Annotated in this window: 16 protein-coding genes; 11 read left to right on the forward strand and 5 right to left on the reverse strand. The window is 61.2% G+C overall.

The genetic code is table 11. The features are described 5' to 3' along the window. The first annotated feature begins 53 nt into the window (after positions 1-53). From cysK to AB4O16_RS23965, 4 genes are all read left to right on the forward strand, one after another. The gene (cysK, locus tag AB4O16_RS23950; RefSeq protein ID WP_160386460.1) at positions 54-1,028 is read left to right on the forward strand and encodes a cysteine synthase A; all 975 of its coding nucleotides are present in this window, start codon (positions 54-56) and stop codon (positions 1,026-1,028) included. Between the two features lie 207 nt (positions 1,029-1,235). After that, positions 1,236-2,174 carry an aspartyl/asparaginyl beta-hydroxylase domain-containing protein gene (locus tag AB4O16_RS23955; protein WP_460155990.1) on the forward strand — a complete coding sequence of 313 codons (939 nt, stop codon included), beginning with the start codon at positions 1,236-1,238 and terminating at the stop codon, positions 2,172-2,174. Positions 2,175-2,264: 90 nt separating this feature from the next. Next, complete coding sequence (locus AB4O16_RS23960) at positions 2,265-2,429, forward strand: hypothetical protein (RefSeq protein WP_177329315.1); 165 nt, start codon at positions 2,265-2,267, stop codon at positions 2,427-2,429. A 98-nt stretch (positions 2,430-2,527) separates the two neighbouring features. Then, positions 2,528-3,391: a DMT family transporter gene (locus AB4O16_RS23965; RefSeq protein WP_460155991.1), complete on the forward strand. Its 864-nt coding sequence runs from the start codon at positions 2,528-2,530 to the stop codon at positions 3,389-3,391. A gap of 36 nt (positions 3,392-3,427) precedes the next feature. Here the strand turns inward: AB4O16_RS23965 and AB4O16_RS23970 are convergent, their stop codons facing one another. The 4 genes from AB4O16_RS23970 to AB4O16_RS23985 form a co-directional block, all read right to left on the reverse strand. After that, positions 3,428-4,384, reverse strand: coding sequence for a LysR family transcriptional regulator (locus AB4O16_RS23970; protein ID WP_160386453.1), 957 nt, complete (start codon positions 4,382-4,384; stop codon positions 3,428-3,430). Positions 4,385-4,453: 69 nt separating this feature from the next. After that, the gene (locus tag AB4O16_RS23975; protein WP_460155992.1) at positions 4,454-5,983 is read right to left on the reverse strand and encodes a tripartite tricarboxylate transporter permease; all 1,530 of its coding nucleotides are present in this window, start codon (positions 5,981-5,983) and stop codon (positions 4,454-4,456) included. Next, positions 5,980-6,513, reverse strand: a complete 534-nt coding sequence (locus tag AB4O16_RS23980) for a tripartite tricarboxylate transporter TctB family protein (RefSeq protein ID WP_460155993.1) — start codon at positions 6,511-6,513, stop codon at positions 5,980-5,982. The genes AB4O16_RS23975 and AB4O16_RS23980 overlap by 4 nt, the downstream gene beginning before the upstream one ends. 52 nt (positions 6,514-6,565) lie before the next feature. Further along, positions 6,566-7,579 (reverse strand): Bug family tripartite tricarboxylate transporter substrate binding protein, encoded by a 1,014-nt coding sequence (locus AB4O16_RS23985; protein WP_160386448.1) that lies wholly within the window; start codon positions 7,577-7,579, stop codon positions 6,566-6,568. Positions 7,580-7,990: 411 nt separating this feature from the next. On the opposite strand from AB4O16_RS23985, the gene AB4O16_RS23990 reads away from it, so the two are divergent. The 6 genes from AB4O16_RS23990 (at position 7,991) to AB4O16_RS24015 (ending at position 15,512) form a co-directional block, all read left to right on the forward strand. Next, positions 7,991-9,316, forward strand: coding sequence for an MFS transporter (locus tag AB4O16_RS23990; protein WP_460155994.1), 1,326 nt, complete (start codon positions 7,991-7,993; stop codon positions 9,314-9,316). Further along, entirely contained in the window at positions 9,309-10,268 is a 960-nt protein-coding gene (locus AB4O16_RS23995; protein ID WP_460155995.1) for an amidohydrolase family protein, read from the forward strand. The genes AB4O16_RS23990 and AB4O16_RS23995 overlap by 8 nt, the downstream gene beginning before the upstream one ends. Further along, positions 10,265-11,269: a 4-hydroxythreonine-4-phosphate dehydrogenase PdxA gene (locus AB4O16_RS24000; protein ID WP_460155996.1), complete on the forward strand. Its 1,005-nt coding sequence runs from the start codon at positions 10,265-10,267 to the stop codon at positions 11,267-11,269. The genes AB4O16_RS23995 and AB4O16_RS24000 overlap by 4 nt, the downstream gene beginning before the upstream one ends. Positions 11,270-11,580: 311 nt before the next feature. Further along, the gene (locus AB4O16_RS24005; RefSeq protein WP_160386440.1) at positions 11,581-12,756 is read left to right on the forward strand and encodes an L-rhamnonate dehydratase; all 1,176 of its coding nucleotides are present in this window, start codon (positions 11,581-11,583) and stop codon (positions 12,754-12,756) included. 53 nt (positions 12,757-12,809) lie between these two features. Further along, positions 12,810-13,805, forward strand: a complete 996-nt coding sequence (gene araD1, locus AB4O16_RS24010; protein ID WP_460155997.1) for an AraD1 family protein — start codon at positions 12,810-12,812, stop codon at positions 13,803-13,805. 126 nt (positions 13,806-13,931) lie between these two features. Beyond that, positions 13,932-15,512, forward strand: coding sequence for an aldehyde dehydrogenase (NADP(+)) (locus tag AB4O16_RS24015; protein ID WP_460155998.1), 1,581 nt, complete (start codon positions 13,932-13,934; stop codon positions 15,510-15,512). Positions 15,513-15,618: 106 nt separating this feature from the next. Here AB4O16_RS24015 and AB4O16_RS24020 read toward each other — a convergent pair whose 3' ends face one another. After that, positions 15,619-16,527 (reverse strand): DMT family transporter, encoded by a 909-nt coding sequence (locus AB4O16_RS24020; protein WP_160386434.1) that lies wholly within the window; start codon positions 16,525-16,527, stop codon positions 15,619-15,621. 159 nt (positions 16,528-16,686) lie between these two features. On the opposite strand from AB4O16_RS24020, the gene aceK reads away from it, so the two are divergent. Continuing rightward, positions 16,687-18,405, forward strand: coding sequence for a bifunctional isocitrate dehydrogenase kinase/phosphatase (gene aceK, locus AB4O16_RS24025; protein WP_160386432.1), 1,719 nt, complete (start codon positions 16,687-16,689; stop codon positions 18,403-18,405). Positions 18,406-18,426 lie beyond the last annotated feature (21 nt).

Consider the following 18,426-nt stretch of genomic DNA (forward strand, 5'->3'; position numbering starts at 1 on the left):
GGGCAAGAGGCTTACCTTGATGCCCTCTTTTTGCTGTCGTTAAGGACCCAGCCATGAGCCGCATTTTCGCTGACAACGCCCACTCCATCGGCAATACGCCGCTGGTGCAGATCAATCGCATTGCGCCGCGTGGAGTCACCATCCTGGCCAAGATCGAAGGGCGCAACCCCGGTTACTCGGTCAAGTGCCGGATCGGCGCGAACATGATCTGGGATGCCGAGAGCAGCGGTAAACTCAAGCCGGGCATGACCATCGTCGAGCCGACCTCGGGCAATACCGGCATTGGCCTGGCGTTCGTGGCCGCCGCCCGTGGCTACAAGCTGATGCTGACCATGCCGGCGTCCATGAGTATCGAGCGGCGCAAAGTGCTCAAGGCACTGGGTGCCGAACTGGTGCTGACCGAGCCGGCCAAAGGCATGAAAGGTGCCATCGAAAAAGCCGGTCAAATTGTTGCCGGCGACCCGTCGAAGTACTTCATGCCGGCGCAATTCGACAACCCGGCCAACCCGGCCATCCACGAAAAAACCACCGGCCCGGAAATCTGGAACGACACCGACGGCGCGGTCGACGTGCTGGTGGCAGGCGTCGGAACCGGGGGAACCATCACCGGGGTTTCGCGGTATATCAAGAATACGCAGGGCAAACCGATTATCTCGGTGGCGGTGGAGCCCGTGGTGTCGCCGGTGATTACCCAGGCCCTGGCGGGTGAGGAGATCAAGCCGAGCCCGCACAAGATCCAGGGCATCGGTGCCGGTTTTGTGCCGAAGAACCTTGATTTGTCGATTGTCGATCGTGTGGAGCTGGTCAGCGACGAAGAGTCCAAGGCCATGGCATTGCGCCTGATGCAGGAAGAAGGGATTTTGTGCGGCATCTCCTGCGGCGCCGCCATGGCAGTGGCTGTGCGGCTGGCGGAGACCCCGGAAATGCAGGGCAAGACCATCGTCGTGATCCTGCCCGATTCCGGTGAGCGTTATCTGTCGAGCATGCTGTTCAGTGATCTGTTTACCGACCAGGAGAATCAGCAGTAACGATCCATTGAACGGGTCCGGTTGATGATGGGATCTCATCAGCCGCCGTTCAGGTGCCTCATGTTAAGAAATGGTTTGTTGCATATTCATTAACGGTGAATGTTGAAAAGTGCAGGTTTTTCAACGGGTCGCTAGTGTTTATCATGCTGGCAGCCATGTCGGGCAAGGGACATGGCGCAGTATCGTTTATCTTCAAAGGAGTTGTTGATGACCTTATCGTTTGCCGCTAAAGCCTCGTTGTTGCTGCTGTTTCTGGGCAGTACCCTGTATGTGCATTTACGCGGCAAGGCGCGGTTACCTGTTTTACGCCAGTTCGTTAACCATTCGGCCCTGTTCGCCCCCTATAACGCCTTGATGTACCTGTTTTCCGGCGTGCCCTCCAAACCCTATCTGGACCGCAGCAAGTTCCCCGAACTGGATGTACTCAAGGACAACTGGGAGGTGATTCGCGACGAGGCGATGCACTTGTTCGACGAGGGGTATATACGCGCGGCGGCAAAGAACAACGATGCCGGTTTTGGCTCGTTCTTCAAGAAGGGCTGGAAGCGTTTCTATCTCAAGTGGTACGACAAACCGCTGCCTTCTGCCGAAGCCTTGTGCCCGAGAACCGTGGAGCTGGTCAGCCGCATTCCCAATGTCAAAGGCGCCATGTTTGCGCTGCTGCCCGGTGGCAGCCACCTCAACCCGCATCGCGATCCGTTTGCCGGTTCCCTGCGTTATCACCTGGGGCTGTCGACACCCAATTCCGACAACTGCCGCATCTTCGTCGACGGTCAGGTTTACGCCTGGCGCGATGGGGAAGACGTGATGTTCGACGAGACCTACGTGCACTGGGTCAAGAATGAAACAGAAAAGACCCGGGTCATCCTGTTCTGCGATATCGAGCGACCACTGAACAATCGCTTCATGACCCGCATCAATCGCAGTATCAGCGCCTGCCTGGGACGCGCCACCGCCCCTCAGAACCTGGACGACGAGCGTGTCGGCGGGATCAACCGGGTCTACGCCTGGAGCAAGAACTCCAGCGATAAATTCAGTGGTGTGGTCAAGCAATGGAAACGACGCAACCCCAAGGCCTACCGTGTGCTGCGCCCGGTGCTGGCGGTAGCGGTGCTGACGTTATTGGGGTATTGGTTGTTTGGCTGAGTCGTTGCAATCCATGTCGAACGCTGGTTATAGTCGGCGCACGGTGAGTTTCGGACTCCCTTTCTTTTCCCTCGAACAAAGATCAGCCCAATGCCTGCATCCCTCATCAACGCGGTAGTCGATTCAGCGGTCAACGCTGGCGTCGTGCCGTGCGGGAATCAGCAGCCCGGGCAGATCAGTCATTACCCCCCACCTGTCAGCCGCACGCCGGTGTGCGCAGTCGTATCACCGCCAGGCGTCGGCGTTTCGGGCTGATCAGCTGCTTTGTGCTGTTCCCCCAGCCCGCCTGAAAAAACGACTGAATTTCAGCTTTTTTGCTGAGTTGGCTATTTGCCTGACTACAGGTGGTATTCATGTTTGTCCTTTCGAAAAAATCCGCGCTCGCGGCGGCGTCCACGAGCCTGTTCGTCCTGCTGTGGAGCAGCGGGGCGATCTTCTCCAAATGGGGGCTGGCCCACGCGTCACCCTTTGCCTTCTTGATGTTTCGGTTTGTCATCGCGCTCTGCGGCCTGGTGTTGCTGGTGCCCTTGCTCAAGCTGAAGTTGCCCAAGGGCGGCAAGGCGATGCTGTATGCGATGGCGACCGGCGTGGTGCTGTTGGGGGCTTATCAGATTTTCTATCTGCTGGCCCTCGACCTCAAAGTCACGCCCGGGGTGATGGCGACCATCATGGGCGTGCAGCCGATCCTCACCGTGGTGCTGATGGAACGCCAGCGGTCCTGGAGCCGCCTGTTCGGCCTGGCCCTGGGCCTGACCGGGTTGATCATGGTGGTCTATCAGGGCATCGGCCTGGCCGGGATGTCGCTGGCCGGGATGCTCTTCGGCTTGCTGGCGCTGGCGAGCATGACGTTCGGTTCGATCATGCAGAAACGCATCACCGACAATCCTCTCGGCACACTGCCGGTGCAATATCTGGCCGGACTGCTGTTGTGCGGGATTTTCGTACCCTTCCAACCGTTTCACTTCGAGCACGGCAGCGGTTTCATCGTGCCGGTGCTGTGGATGGGGCTGGTGGTGTCGGTGCTGGCGACGTTGTTGCTGTACCGCTTGATCGCCCGGGGCAATCTGGTGAACGTCACCAGCCTGTTTTACCTGGTGCCGGCGGTCACGGCGGTGATGGACTATCTGATCTTCGGCAATCGCCTGGCGATGTTGAGCCTGTTCGGCATGCTGTTGATCATCGTCGGTCTGGTGTTCGTGTTCCGTAAAACTGGGTAAAACCGAGAAGGCCCGGAGCGCTGCTCCGGGCCTTTTTCATTTGGCCAGTGCGTGCTCGGCCCGCACCGAATTCATGAACGCCTGCATCGCCGACGACTGAATGCGATGACGTCGGGTGATCAGCCCGAAGGGTGGCAGCCGTGCCTCGAACTTGATCGGCAGCACCGCGAGCAGATCGCGGCCGGGATAATCCTCGACCACCGACAGCGGCGTGACGCCGAGCATGTCGGTCTGCTGAATCAACGACAGCAAGGTCATGATCGACGTGGTCTCGACGATGCTGCTCGGGATATCGACCCGGGCATTGTGGAACACCTGGTTGATGATCGCGCGCATCGGGCTGGGTTGCTGTTGCAGGACCCAGGTCATGTTCTGCAGTTCGGCCCAGCTCAGTTGTGTGGCCTTGGCCAGTGGATTCTGTGCCCCGGAAATCACGCACAGCGCTTCTTCGCCGAGGCTGTCGAACAGCAGCTCCTCGGCCCGGGCACCGGCCGGAATCCGCCCCAGCACGATATCCAGCTGATCCTGTAAAAGCGCCTGTACCAGTACGTCGCTGGTGTCGACCTGAATGCTCATCGACAAACGTGGATGGCTTTGTTTCAAGGTCGCGATGGTGCGCGTCAGCAGCCCCGAAGCCAGCGCCGGAATGGCCCCGACTGCGACCCGGCCAAGGTTGCCCGATTGCAGGGCGACCAGCTCTTCGCGCATGCCGCTGAGTTCGGCGAACACCATGCGCGCGTAGTAGATGACCGTTTCCCCGAACGGCGTTGAGCGCATGCCCCGGGGCAGGCGTTCGAACAGTTCGACGCCCAGCAGGTCCTCGGCTTCATGGAGCATTTTGGTCGCCGCCGGTTGGGTCATGCCGATGTGGTCGGCGGCACGGCGTAACGAGCCGAACTCCTGCAACGCCAGCATCAACCGCAGTTGGCGCAGGCGCAGTCGACTGTGGATCACGTTGGCTTCTGGAATTCGAACATCAGGCGTTCGGGTCATGGGCTCGACTCGCAAGAAAGACTGCGGCAAGCCTGACAACAATTGCCAGGCGTTGCCAGCATTGCTGTGTCACAGCACCGATTTAGTCTTGGCGACCCCGGATTTGCGCAGGCCGATCAACGTTTGCAGTGCTTTGGAAATCAACGGCCAGAACAGCATCAGCAGGGCTGCCGTGGTCAGGCTGCCCACCAACGGGTTGGACCAGAAAATCCCCAGGTGCCCGTCGGAGAACAGCATCGACTGGCGGAATGCATCTTCGGCCTTGTCGCCCAGCACCGCCGCCAACACCAGCGGCGCAATCGGGTAGCCGAGTTTCTTGAACAGATAACCCAGCGCACCGAAGCCGAGCATCAGCACCACGTCGAAGAACGAGTTGTGCACCGAGTAGGCACCGATGGCGCAGACCATGATGATGATCGGCGCGATGATCGAGAACGGAATGCGCAGGATCGAGGCGAACAACGGCACGGTGGCCAGCACCACGATCAGACTCACCACGTTGCCCAGGTACATGCTGGCGATCAGGCCCCAGACAAAATCGTGTTGCTCGACAAACAGCGTCGGCCCCGGGTGCAGGCCCCAGATCATCAGGCCGCCGAGCATCACTGCCGCAGTGGCCGAACCTGGAATGCCCAGGGTCAGCATCGGCAGCAGGGCACTGGTGCCGGCCGCGTGGTCGGCGGTTTCCGGGGCGATCACGCCTTCGATTTCACCCTTGCCGAAGTTGTCGCGGTTCTTCGAGAAACGCCGAGCCAGGCTGTAGCTCATGAACGACGCGGCGGTGGGGCCGCCCGGTGTGATGCCCATCCAGCAACCGACCAGGGTGCTGCGCACGATCGTCCACCAGTAGCGCGGCAATTTCGCCCAGGTGCGCAGGATGACCATTGGCGTGATCCGCGCATGCTCGCCACGGAACACCAGGCCTTCCTCGACGGTGCAGAGAATTTCGCCGATGCCGAACAGACCGATCACCGCTACTTCAAAGCTGATGCCGGTCATCAGGGTCGGCTGGTCGAAGGTCAGGCGCAGGTTGCCCGATACGGTGTCCATGCCGACGGCGGCCATGGCGAAACCGATCATCATCGCCACCACGGTTTTCAGCGGCGGGTTCTTGCTCATGCCGATGAAGGTGCAGAACGCCAACAGGTACACCGCAAAGAACTCCGGCGAACTGAAGGACATGGCGAACTCGGCAATCCGCGTCGACAGGAAGGTCAGCAGCAACACGCCACACAGGGCACCGATCAGGGCCGAACTGAACGCGGCGGTCAGGGCTTCGGCGGCGCGCCCTTCGCGGGCCATCGGGTAACCGTCGAAGGTGGTCGCCACCGATGACGGCTCTCCGGGGATGTTGAACAGGATCGAGGTGATCGAGCCGCCGAACAGCGCGCCCCAATACATGCACGACAGCAGGATGATCGCCGACACCGGCGACATGGTGAAGGTCAATGGCAGCAAGAGTGCCACGCCGTTGGGGGCGCCAAGGCCGGGCAGAACGCCGACCAGAATGCCCAGCAGCACGCCGATCACCATCAGGCCGATATGGCCCGGCGTGAGGATCAGGTTCATGCCTTGCAGCAGGGAATCGAACTCGCTCATTTGAAATTTCTCCCGGCCAGGGCAATCCAGTCGCCCATCGGGCCGGCATCCAGCGGCACCTTGAACCACAGCGCGAAAATCAGGTAACTGGCCAGCACCGCGCCCAGGGACACGCTGCCGATCATCCATTTGCCGTAGGGCTTGGCGCGGACCTTGTCACGCCACATGAACCAGGCAATGAAACACGCCGACGCCACATAGATCCCGGTAAAGGGCATGGCGCCGACAAACAGTGCAATCGGCACGAACACCGACATCACTTGTTTGAAAGCACTGCGACTGACGAACGCAACGCTCAAGACTTGCCAGCGCACCAGGGTCAACACGCCGTTGGCTACGCTTGCGGCGCTCAACATCAGGCCGATGTAAAAGGGGAAGTAACCCGGCTCGGGGCCGGCATCACCCCAACCGATGCCTTGTTCGACACTGCCGAACATCACCACGGCGCCGATCAGGGTGGTGAACAACGCCAGGCCGAGTTCGACCCAACGGGTGCCGACCAGCGCCGGTGAATCCGAAGAATGGGACATGAAAACACCTCCAGCAGATGACGACCGCCCGCAGGCGAGCGGCCGCGACAACTCAGTTTTTCAGCCAGCCGGCTTCTTTGAATACCGGGGTGACGCGGGCGGTGTCTTTTTCGATGTAGGCGGTCAGCGGTTCGCCTTCGAGGAAGGTCGGCACCAATGCGTTCTGCTTCACGTAGGCCTTGAACTCATCGGTCTGGGTGACCTTGCGCATCAGCTCGACATAGAACGCCCGTTGTTCGGCGCTGATATCGCCGGGCATGAACACGGTACGCGGGAAGCGGTACTGATCGATGCCCAGGCCTTGTTCGTGGCAGGTCGGAACATCGGCCCAGGATTTATCGCCGGCGACTTTTTCAGTGTAGGCCATGCGCTCTTTACTGAAGACGCAGAGCGGCTCGACCTGATCGCCACGCCATTGGCTGATGCTTTCGCTGGGGTTGTTGACGTTGGCGGCGATGTGTTTGCCGGCCAATTGGGTCGCGGCTTCACTGCCGCTCTTGAACGGGATGTACACCAGTTTGCTGTTGGTGGTCTGGTTGAGCAGCAGGGTCAGGGTCTGGTCGACATCCTTGGACTGGCTGCCACCCATGCGCAGGTTCGACGGATCAGCCTTGACCGCCTCGTAGAAGCTTTTCGCGTCCTTCCACGGCGCGCCTTTGTAGCTCCAGAGGATGAAGTCGTCTTCGGCGACGGCGGCAATCGGCGTCAATTCCTGCCACTGGTAACCGAGCTTGGACACCAGCGGCAACAGGTAGATGTTGTTGGTGCCGATCACCAGTTTCTCGGCATCGCCCTTGTTCATTTTCATGTCGAGGAACGCTTCGGCGCCATTGCCGCCGCCCTTGTTGAGGACGATGGTGTTGACGTCGAGCAGCTTGTGCGTGGTGATGATCGACTGGATCAGGCGACCGAGTTGGTCGGTGCCGCCACCAGGGCCGCCAGCCACGACGATTTCGACATTCTTGTCCGGTTGCCAGGCGTGAGCGAGGGCGGGAAGGGCGCCGGCGGCGACCAGTGTGCAGCCAAGAAACAGACGGGATGTGCGACGGACGAATGCATTTCGCATGATGGAATGGCCTCGTTTTTGTGTTTTTTGTAATTGTTATGAGCGGCTTGTCTGCGCTGTAAAGCCGCAAGCCTGGCCCGAGTGTGGGAACGTGCCGTCGCCGCGTCTAGTCAAAACAATACATACACCGATAGCCTGGGGTTATACCTCGGCGCAGAAACGTTGAAAGGTCGTTGAAAGCAGGGCATGACATAACCCGGGGCTATCACCCGATTTCAAGTTTTGATTAGACGGTTATCGATGAGCCTCCGATAGTGCTCAACAACACCCATTCCGTAGGAGCCGGCTTGCTGGCGATAGCGGTGTGTCAGGCGCCATCAATGCTGGTTGATGCGCCGCCATCGCCAGCAAGCCGGCTCCTACAGATCGAACGTTTGCATCACCACAAAAATAATAAAAGAGGTACGCACCATGGCTCGTTCCAGTGCTTCCCTGCATCTGCCTGGCGCAGGTGCTTCGCCCGCAGCGGTGGCAACCGCCAAGGCCAGCAATGTGCGCTGGCGGATCTTCGCGATCATTTTCGCGCTGACCATGGTCAACCTGATCGACCGGGTGTCGCTGTCCATCGCGATGCCGACCATCGCCCAAGAGTTTTCCTTGTCACCCGGCATGCAGGGCCTGATCCTCAGCAGCTTTTTCTGGGCCTATGCGTTGTTGCAGATTCCCGGCGGCTGGATGATCGACCGTTTCGGTCCGCACCGGGTCATCAGTTGGTCAACCGGTTTGTGGGGCACGTTCCAGGTGTTGGCGGCGTTTGCCACCGGCGGCCTGTCGTTGTTGTTTGCACGGGTTGCGTTAGGCGCCGCCGAAGCGCCGCTGTTCCCATCGGGCGGCAAACTGATTTCGCTGTGGCTGGCCCCGGGCGAACGCAGTCGCGGCGCGGTGCTGATGGACAGCGGCAGCCCGCTGGGTGTGGCGCTGGGCGGATTGATCATTGCCTATCTGATTGCCTCGCTGGACTCCTGGCGGTTGGCCTTTGTCATCGCCGGTATCGCGACCCTGGTGCTGGCCTGGCTGGCGCGGCGTTATCTGCGCGATGACCCGGCCAGCCACCCCCAGGTCAATGAACCGGAGTTGCAGAAAATCAACGCCGGACGCGCCACCCCTGCCGCCGAAGCCGCACGCGCACCGGTCAAGGGCCTGGGCATCGCCGCCCGTTCCCTGAGCGCTCTGCTGATCGGGCGGGCCAGTTGGGCAATGGTGTATTTCGGTCTGCTGACCTGGGGGCCAAGCTATCTGTCCCAGGCTCGCGGGTTCGATATCAAGGGCATTGGCGCGGCGACGTTCGTGATCTTCGTCTGCGGCGCCCTGGGTTCGTTGACCGGTGGTTTCCTCTGCGACGGTTTGATCCGCAAAGGCGTCAGTCGCGCCGTGGCGGTCAAGAGCCTGCTGGCGTTTTCCGGTCTGGTAGCGCTCGGCGCGTTCCTGTTGCTGCCGACCCTCAGCGATCCTTTTGCGGCAGTGGCGCTGTTGGCCATGACCGCGTTTTTCCTGATGTGGGGCAGCCTCTACTGGAGTTTCCCGGCGCTACTGGCGGCACCGGCACGGGTCGGCCTGATCGGCGGTGTGATGAACATGGCCGGCAGCACCGGCGGCATCGCGGTGCCGATTCTGGTGGGCGTGATCCTGCAAGTGTCCGGAGGTTTTGCGCCGGTGCTGGGGTTCTTCGCGGCTTGCTCGGCGGTGTTCGTGCTGGCCACGCTGTTCATCAGCCTGGATGAGGTGCGCCATGACTAATCCGTTATGGAGCGGCCCGATCATCGACGCCCATCATCACTTCTGGGACCCGACCCTCAACGATCATCCCTGGCTCGCCCCCGAGGCCAGTATCCCGTTTCGCTACGGTGATTACAGCGCCATCAAGCGCCGCTATTTTCCCGAGGATTACTTCGCCGATGCGGGTTCCCACAACGTCGTGCAGACGGTGTACATCGAGACCGAATGGAACCCGCAGGACCCGATTGGCGAAACCCGTTTCATCGAGCAACTGGCCGCCCGTTACGGCGTGCCGAATGCGGTTGTGGCGCAAGCCTGGCTCGATCATCCGGACGCTATCGATGTGCTGACCGAACAGGCCGGCTTCAAGTGTGTGCGCAGCGTCCGCCACAAACCCGGTGGCCCGATCGCCCCCTCGCAAGTCGGGCACATGCGCAGCCTGATGAGCGACGAACACTGGCGCCGCAGCTATGCCGCGCTCGAAGGGCTGGGCCTGCATTTCGACCTGCAGACACCCTGGTGGAACCTGCACGAGGCTGAACGGCTGGCCCGGGATTTTCCTGGCATCACGCTGATTCTCAACCATGCCGGCTTGCCCAACGACCGTAGTGCCGAAGGCCTGGCGGGTTGGCGGTTGGCGATGGCGCGGCTGGCCCAGTGGCCGAACGTGCAGGTGAAGATTTCCGGTCTGGGGCAGGGCGGCCAGCGCTGGCGCGCCAAGGACAACGCCTGGATCGTGCGCGAAGTGGTCGCGATGTTCGGCAGCCATCGCGCGATGTTTGCCAGCAACTTTCCCGTGGACAGCCTGTGCGGCTCGTTCGATGACATCTACAGCGGTTTCAAATCCATTGTCGCCGATCTGCCCTTGGCCGATCAGGAGCGACTGTTCTACAGCAACGCGCAGCGCGTTTATCGCTGCGAGCCTTGCGCCATTGACCGGGCGTGGCCTGAACCCTCGAGGAGTGAAGCATGAAAAAATCCACCATCGCCATGGTCCTGGGTGACCCGGCGGGCATCGGCCCTGAGTTGATCGCACGCCTGCTCGCCGAACCCGAAGTACGCAACAAGGCCAACGTGATCCTGATCGCCGACGAGGCGGAAATGCGCCGCGGCATGCGCATCGCCGGCACCGAGTTTCCTTATCGGCGCGTGGACGCTTTGGAACGGCTGGAGTTTGTCGATGACACGCCGCTGTTTTATGACTTTCGTGGCGACACCGTTGGCGAATTCCCGCGCAGCGAAGCCAGTGTGATTGGCGGTCGCTACAGCCTCGACACCCTGGAAAAAGCCCTGCGCCTGACCGAAGCCGGCACCACCGATGCGGTACTGTTCGGGCCGTTGAACAAGACTTCGCTGCACATGGCCGGTATGGCCCACAGCGACGAGTTGCATTGGTTCGCCGAGTTGCTGGGTTTCCATGGACCGTTCTGCGAGTTCAACGTGCTCGACAACCTGTGGACTTCAAGGGTGACCTCCCACGTGGCCCTGGCCGATGTGCCGGGCTTGCTCAGTCAGCAGCGGGTGGTGGAAGCGATCCAGTTGATCGACACGGCGCTCAAGCGCAACGGCCTGGAGAAGCCGCGGATCGGTGTTTGCGGTTTGAATCCGCACAATGGTGACAACGGCTCGTTCGGCCGCGAAGAGCTGGACATCATCGGTCCGGCGGTGCGCTCGGCGCAGGCGCTGGGGATTGCTGCGGAGGGCCCGTATCCGGGGGACACGATTTTCCTCAAGGTCCAGGGCGACGCCAGTGCCTTCGACGCGGTCGTCACCATGTATCACGACCAGGGCCAGATCGCGATCAAGCTGATGGGCTTCTCCCGTGGCGTGACGGTGCAGGGCGGGTTGCCGATCCCGATCACCACCCCGGCCCATGGCACCGCGTTCGACATCGCGGGGCAGGGCAAGGCCAACGTCGGCGCGACGCGCCAGGCGTTCGAAATTGCCTGCCGTATGGGCCGCAACCGCCACTGACACCACGCAATACCCCTGTAGGAGCCGGCTTGCTGGCGATGCGGTCTGGCAGACACTTTTCAGGTGCCTGACGGACTGCAATCGCCAGCAAGCCGGCTCCTACAGTTTTGTGGAAAGGCTGATAACTCGATCTACTCAATAATCGGTTTTTGCTATCACCCCAGGTTATCGCCGGATACGCATAAGTGATTATCCGCAACCCCCGGGCGCTGGCTAAAGTCGGCCCATCGAATGCCGGAGCCCACCGATCAAGAGGCTCTGCGTACACGACCAACAATGACAAGAAGGCCGGTAGCCCAAGGACTGTATTCATGAAAATCAAAGCGATCCGTACCCGCGTTTTCGAGTGGAAAGGCAAAGTCGTCCCACCTCAGGCGCACTTTTGCACCAATGCCAGCGACATCCTGTTCGAACGCGGCGATGCCATGGGCTCGTTCCGTTTCCACGGCTGGCTGGTGGTGGAAGTCGAGACCGACACCGGTCTTGTCGGCATCGGTAACTGCGCCCTGGCGCCGCGTGTGGCCAAGGAAATCATCGACACCTACCTGGCACCGATCGCCATTGGCGAAGACCCGTTCGACAATGAATACATCTGGCAGAAGATGTACCGCCAGAGCCACGCCTGGGGCCGCAAGGGCATCGGCATGGCGGCAATCTCGGCGATCGACATCGCGATCTGGGACATCATGGGCAAAGCGGTGAACAAGCCGGTGTTCAAGCTGCTTGGCGGTCGCACCAAGGAAAAGATCTGGACCTACGCCTCCAAGCTCTACGCCAACGACAACCTCGACCTGTTCCTCGAAGAAGCGCAGGGCTATCTGAGCCAGGGATTCACCGCGCTGAAGATGCGCTTCGGCTATGGCCCGAAGGACGGCCCGGCGGGCATGCGTCGCAACATCGAACAAGTGCGCGCCCTGCGTGAGCTGGCCGGCCCCGACGTCGACATCATGCTCGAATGCTACATGGGCTGGACCCTCGAGTACGCCCGGCGCATGTTGCCGAAACTGGCCGAGTTCGAACCGCGCTGGCTTGAAGAACCGGTGATCGCCGACGACATCGAAGGCTACATCGAGCTGAAAAAGATGGGGATCATGCCGATCTCGGGCGGTGAGCATGAGTTCACTTCCTACGGCTTCAAGGACCTGCTGGAGCGTCGCGCCGTCGACGTGATCCAGTACGACACCAACCGCGTCGGTGGCATCACCGCCGCGCGCAAGATCAACGCCATGGCCGAAGCCTGGTCGGTGCCGGTCATTCCGCACGCCGGACAGATGCACAACTACCACCTGACCATGTCCACCACCGCGTCGCCGATGGCCGAGTTCTTCCCGGTGTTCGACGTCGAGGTCGGCAACGAACTCTTCTACTACGTGTTCAAGGGCGAGCCGCAACCGGTCAACGGCTACATCCAGCTCGACGACGACAAGCCGGGCCTGGGCCTGGAAATCTCCGATGAGTACCTGAGCGACTTCAACATCATCGAGTGACCTTCAGGCGCCGCCTCCGGGCGGCGCCACCCCTGACTTTCTGGAGGGCCGCCATGCGCCTGATTCAATTCGAAAACACCGCGGGGCAACGCCAGGTCGGACTCGTCGAGGGTTCGCAAGTCCTGGTGCTGCATGCCACCCGCAGCACCCGTGAACTGGCACTCGCGGCAATCCGCGCCCAGCACAGCCTGCAGGAAGAAGTTGCGCTGCGCGGCACCGAGCCTGGTCCTGACTATGCGCTGCTGCTGCAGCAGGGCAAGGTTCTGCCGCCGCTGGACCACGAAGACCCGGCGCATTGCCTGATCAGCGGCACCGGCCTGACCCATTTGGGCAGTGCTTCGGCACGGGACAAAATGCATCAGCATGACGGTGAGGTCGAAGCCGGCATGACCGACACCATGCGCATTTTCAAATGGGGCCTGGAGGGTGGGAAACCGGCGGCAGGGCAGGTGGGTGCGCAGCCGGAGTGGTTCTACAAAGGGGACGGCAGCATCGTCGTGCGACCCGGCGCGGACTTCCCGGTGCCGCCGTTTGCCGAAGACGCCGGTGAAGAACCGGAACTCACCGGACTCTACGTGATTGGCGACGACGGCCAGCCGTACCGCGTGGGTTATGCACTGGGCAATGAGTTCTCCGACCATGTGATGGAGCGTCGCAACTACCTGTACCTCGCCCATTCGAAACTGCGCAGCTGCTCTTACGGTCCGGAGTTGCGCGTGGGCGAGTTGCCCCGGCACCTGGTCGGCACCAGCCGGATCAAGCGCAACGGTGAAACGATCTGGGAAAAGGAATTTCTCAGCGGCGAGGACAACATGTGCCACAGCCTGGCCAACCTGGAGTTTCATCACTTCAAGTACGCGCAGTTCCTGCGTCCCGGTGATGTGCACGTGCATTACTTCGGCACCGCCACGCTGTCGTTTGCCGACGGGGTAAAGACCCAGCCGGGAGACAGCTTCCAGATCAGCCTCGATGAGTTCGGCGCGCCGCTGGTCAACGGTATCGGCGAAAGCGCCCAGCCGCTCGGCATCGGTCAGGTGCGCACGCTTTAACCCTTGTAGGAGCCGGCTTGCTGGCGATCGCAATGGCAATGGCGCAATGATCATCAACGTCGTGCGCCAAATCGCTATCGCCAGCAAGCCGGCTCCTACAGGTCTGCATTTGATCAAGGAGTCCATATGACCCAATTTCTCGGACACAACTACATTGGCGGTCGCCGCAGTGCCAACGGCACGACGCAGCTGCAAAGCCTCGATGCAACGACGGGCGAAGCGCTCCCCGGATTCTTCATTCAGGCATCCGAAGCCGAAGTGGATGCCGCCGCCAAAGCCGCCGCCAGCGCTTACCCGACCTACCGCAACCTCAGCGCTGAAAAGCGCGCAACGTTCCTCGATGCCATCGCCGATGAAATCGATGCGCTGGGTGATGATTTCGTCGCCACGGTGTGCCGCGAAACCGCGTTGCCCGCCGGACGTATTCAAGGTGAACGCGCGCGTACCAGCGGCCAGTTGCGCCTGTTCGCCAAGGTGCTGCGTCGCGGTGATTTCTACGGTGCGCGCATCGACCGCGCATTGCCGGATCGCCAGCCGTTGCCACGCCCGGACCTGCGTCAGTACCGCATCGCCCTGGGGCCGGTGGCGGTGTTCGGCGCCAGTAACTTTCCGCTGGCATTTTCCACCGCCGGGGGCGATACCGCCTCGGCGCTGGCCGCCGGTTGCCCGGTGGTGTTCAAGGCCCACAGCGGGCACATGGCGACCGCCGAGTGGGTAGCGGACGCGATCATCCGCGCCGCCGAACGCACGGAAATGCCGGCCGGCGTGTTCAACATGATTTATGGCGGTGGCGTCGGCGAATGGCTGGTCAAGCATCCGGCGATTCAGGCCGTCGGCTTCACCGGTTCGCTCAAGGGAGGCAATGCCTTGAGCCACATGGCCGCGACCCGGCCACAACCCATTCCGGTGTTTGCCGAGATGTCGAGCATCAACCCGGTGTTCCTGCTGCCCGAAGCCCTCAAGGTGCGCGGCGAGCAGATCGCGGCGCAACTGGCCGGTTCGGTGACGTTGGGTTGCGGCCAGTTCTGCACCAACCCGGGCCTGGTCATCGGCCTGCGTTCACCGCAGTTCAGCGCATTCCTGGAAACCTTTTGCGCGAGCATGAATCAGCAACCGCCACAAACCATGCTCAACGCCGGTGCGCTGGCCAGCTATGGCCGGGGCCTTGGCGAGCTGCTCGAGCATCCGGGCCTCACCCATCTGGCGGGCCAGCCACAACAGGGCAGCCAGGCACAACCGCAAGTGTTCAAGGCCGATGTCAGCCTGTTGCTCAAGGGCGATGGGTTGCTGCAAGAGGAAGTGTTCGGGCCGACCACCATCGTCATCGAAGTCGAGGATCGTGCGCAGTTGGCGGCAGCGTTGCATGGCCTGCGCGGGCAATTGACCGCGACGTTGATCGGCGAGGCCGAAGAGTTACTGGAGTACCGCTGGCTGGCTGAAGTGCTGCAAGAGAAAGTCGGGCGGATCTTGCTCAACGGCTATCCGACCGGGGTCGAGGTCTGTGAGGCGATGGTCCACGGAGGGCCGTACCCGGCGACGTCGGACTCTCGTGGCACCTCCGTTGGCACCTTGGCGATTGACCGTTTCCTGCGGCCGGTGTGCTTCCAGAATTACCCGGATGCGTTGCTGCCCGAGGCTTTGCAGAACGCTAATCCGTTGGGGATTCGGCGGTTGGTGGATGGGGAGGTCAGTGCTTCAGCCTTGTAGTGCCTGAGCGGCCGCCATCGCTGGCAAGCCAGCTCCCACAGGGTTGTACGCAGGCCCTTGTAGGAGCTGGCTTGCCAGCGATGGCGTCATCAGCAACACCATCGAATTACCTGGCAGTCACCTCAGCCACCTTCACCGCAGCCGGCTTCAATACCATCCACAACGCCACCGCAATCAACACCCCGCCATAGACATGCGCCATCGACAGCGGCTCATCGAGAAACAGCCCTCCCCACAGCACCCCGAACAGCGGGATCAGAAAGGTCGTGGTCATCGATTTCACCGGCCCAATCGAGCTCAACAGCCGGAAGTAGATAATGTACGCAAAGGCCGTACACCCAAGACCCAACCCCAGCAACGACAGCCACACGCTCCAGCCGCCCCAGCTCGCCGGTGGTTGGCTGATCACGCTGTAGCCGAACAGCGGCAACAGGAACAATGTCGCGCCGAGCATGCTGCCCAGTGCCGACAAACGGCTGTCGAGGCCACCGGCCTGATCGAGCCAGCGCCGGGCCAGAAACCCTGCAAAGCCGTAGCAAGTGGTCGCGAGCAGGCAGGCAATGGCTCCCATCAGCAGTTGCATATCGAACGCCACGGGGCCGGCACGGGTCAGCACGCCCACGCCGAACAGCCCCAGGAACACGCCGCCGAGTTTGGCGCCAGTGAGCCTTTCATGGAAAAACAGGCCGCCGATCAGCACGCCCATCAAGGGCGTCGTGGCATTGAAAATCGACGAATAACCGGCGGGCAGCACCTGCGCGGCCACCGAATAGAGCGTCGCCGGAACCCCAGAGTTGATCACCCCGAGCAGCATCACGGTCTTGAGCTTGCCCTTGAAATCCCAACTGATGCGCATCAGCCCGAGTATCACCAGCAGTCCGGCAGCGGCGATGGATACACGGAAAAAAGCGGTTGGAATGCTGCCAATCACCGGGGCGATGATGCGCATGAACAGAAAACTCGCACCCCAAATGGCCGCCAGGGACAGTAAACGGAAAATATCGACGGGGTTCACAGCGAGGTCCTTCCTTGATGGAGGGGCGAAAGTGTTGCTGAGTGTGTGACCGATGGCAACCGAAAACCGGGCATTCAATTCGCCCGCAAAATTACGCTTCTCCTGCACCCGCTTCACTGGCTAAGCTCAGGGCTCCCGAATTCCCGCAGAGGTCTCACCATGCCGCAGCAATGGCCAGCCGCCGATATCGCCCGCTTGATCCTCGATGGCTTTGACGATTACCGCGAGCATTTCCGGCAGATCACCGACGGCGCCCGGGCTCGCTTCGAGCAAGCCAGGTGGCAGGAGACGCAATCGGCGTCGGCGGCGCGGATCAATCTGTACGAAGACAAGGTCGGTGAAACGGTGGACCGACTGCGCACCGCGTTTGATGCCGACACGCTGGACGTCAGCTGCTGGCCGCTGGTCAAAAGCGCCTACATCAGCCTGATCGACCTGCGTTTTGACGATGAGCTGTCCGAGACCTGGTACAACTCGATCTTCTGCGGGCTGTTCAGCCATGACCTGATCAGCGACGGCTGCATGTTCATTCACACCACCCGCCCGAGCCTGCGTCGGGCCCGGGCCGCGCAAACCCGCACCTACAAGCCCCACGGCCAATTGTCGGTGATGCTCGCCAGCATTTTCGCCGACTACCGCTTCAGCGAGGACTACGCCGACCTGCCCGGCGACCTCAAGCGCCTCGAAGCGCAACTGCGCGAGAACCTGCCGGACTGGGTGTGCAAGGACCCGGAGCTCAGCGTCGAGTTGTTTTCCTCGGTGCTGTATCGCAATAAAGGCGCGTACCTGGTCGGGCGCATCTATACCGCCGACGAGCAGTGGCCGCTGGCGATTCCCTTGCTGCACCTGGAAGGTCGCGGGATCCAGATCGATGCGCTGATCACCGACGAGGCGGACGTGTCGATCATTTTTTCCTTCACCCGCTCGTATTTCATGGTGGATGTACCGGTGCCGGCGGAGTTCATCGGCTTCCTGCGGCGAATCCTGCCGGGCAAGCACATTGCCGAGCTGTACACCTCGATCGGCTTCTACAAGCACGGCAAGTCCGAGTTCTACCGGGCGCTGATCAACCACCTGGCCAACACCGACGACCAGTTCATCATGGCCCCCGGTGTGCGCGGCATGGTCATGAGCGTGTTCACCCTGCCGGGTTTCAACACCGTATTCAAAATCATCAAGGACCGTTTTTCGCCATCGAAAAACGTCGACCGCGCCACGGTGATCGAGAAGTACCGTTTGGTGAAGAGTGTCGACCGGGTAGGGCGCATGGCCGATACCCAGGAATTCGCCGACTTTCGTTTCCCGCTGAGCAAGTTCGATCCGGCGTGCCTGGAGGAACTGCTGGAAGTTGCGCCGTCCACGGTGTCGGTGGAAGGCGATACGGTGCTGATCCGTCACTGCTGGACCGAGCGCCGCATGACGCCGTTGAACCTGTACCTGGAAAACGCCAACGAGGCTCAGGTGCGCGAAGCCCTGGAGGACTACGGGCTGGCGATCAAGCAACTGGCGGCGGCCAACATCTTTCCCGGCGACATGCTGCTGAAGAACTTCGGCGTCACCCGTCACGGCCGGGTGGTGTTCTACGATTACGACGAGATCTGCTTCCTCACCGAGGCCAACTTCCGCCATATCCCGCAACCGCGCACCCCGGAAGACGAAATGGCCTCCGAGCCGTGGTACTCGATCGGACCGCTGGACGTGTTCCCGGAGGAGTTTCCGCCATTCCTGTTTGCCGATTTCGGGCAACGCAAGTTGTTCGATCAGTTGCATGGCGAGTTGTATAACGCCGATTACTGGAAAAGCCTGCAGGAAGCGATTCGGGGCGGCAAAGTGATCGATGTATTCCCGTATCGGCGTAAAGGCCTCGACAGCGAGTAGCACCGGTACGCATCGCTGTAG

The sequence above is a fragment of the Pseudomonas sp. S2_H10 genome (assembly GCF_054668285.1).

Excerpts from the sequence above, each read along its gene's own strand:
- cysK (WP_160386460.1), top strand. The coding sequence starts at position 54 with ATGAGCCGCATTTTCGCTGACAACGCCCACTCCATCGGCAATACGCCG.
- AB4O16_RS23955 (WP_460155990.1), top strand. The coding sequence starts at position 1,236 with ATGACCTTATCGTTTGCCGCTAAAGCCTCGTTGTTGCTGCTGTTTCTG.
- AB4O16_RS23960 (WP_177329315.1), top strand. The coding sequence starts at position 2,265 with ATGCCTGCATCCCTCATCAACGCGGTAGTCGATTCAGCGGTCAACGCT.
- AB4O16_RS23965 (WP_460155991.1), top strand. The coding sequence starts at position 2,528 with ATGTTTGTCCTTTCGAAAAAATCCGCGCTCGCGGCGGCGTCCACGAGC.
- AB4O16_RS23970 (WP_160386453.1), bottom strand. The coding sequence starts at position 4,384 with ATGACCCGAACGCCTGATGTTCGAATTCCAGAAGCCAACGTGATCCAC.
- AB4O16_RS23975 (WP_460155992.1), bottom strand. The coding sequence starts at position 5,983 with ATGAGCGAGTTCGATTCCCTGCTGCAAGGCATGAACCTGATCCTCACG.
- AB4O16_RS23980 (WP_460155993.1), bottom strand. The coding sequence starts at position 6,513 with ATGTCCCATTCTTCGGATTCACCGGCGCTGGTCGGCACCCGTTGGGTC.
- AB4O16_RS23985 (WP_160386448.1), bottom strand. The coding sequence starts at position 7,579 with ATGCGAAATGCATTCGTCCGTCGCACATCCCGTCTGTTTCTTGGCTGC.
- AB4O16_RS23990 (WP_460155994.1), top strand. The coding sequence starts at position 7,991 with ATGGCTCGTTCCAGTGCTTCCCTGCATCTGCCTGGCGCAGGTGCTTCG.
- AB4O16_RS23995 (WP_460155995.1), top strand. The coding sequence starts at position 9,309 with ATGACTAATCCGTTATGGAGCGGCCCGATCATCGACGCCCATCATCAC.
- AB4O16_RS24000 (WP_460155996.1), top strand. The coding sequence starts at position 10,265 with ATGAAAAAATCCACCATCGCCATGGTCCTGGGTGACCCGGCGGGCATC.
- AB4O16_RS24005 (WP_160386440.1), top strand. The coding sequence starts at position 11,581 with ATGAAAATCAAAGCGATCCGTACCCGCGTTTTCGAGTGGAAAGGCAAA.
- araD1 (WP_460155997.1), top strand. The coding sequence starts at position 12,810 with ATGCGCCTGATTCAATTCGAAAACACCGCGGGGCAACGCCAGGTCGGA.
- AB4O16_RS24015 (WP_460155998.1), top strand. The coding sequence starts at position 13,932 with ATGACCCAATTTCTCGGACACAACTACATTGGCGGTCGCCGCAGTGCC.
- aceK (WP_160386432.1), top strand. The coding sequence starts at position 16,687 with ATGCCGCAGCAATGGCCAGCCGCCGATATCGCCCGCTTGATCCTCGAT.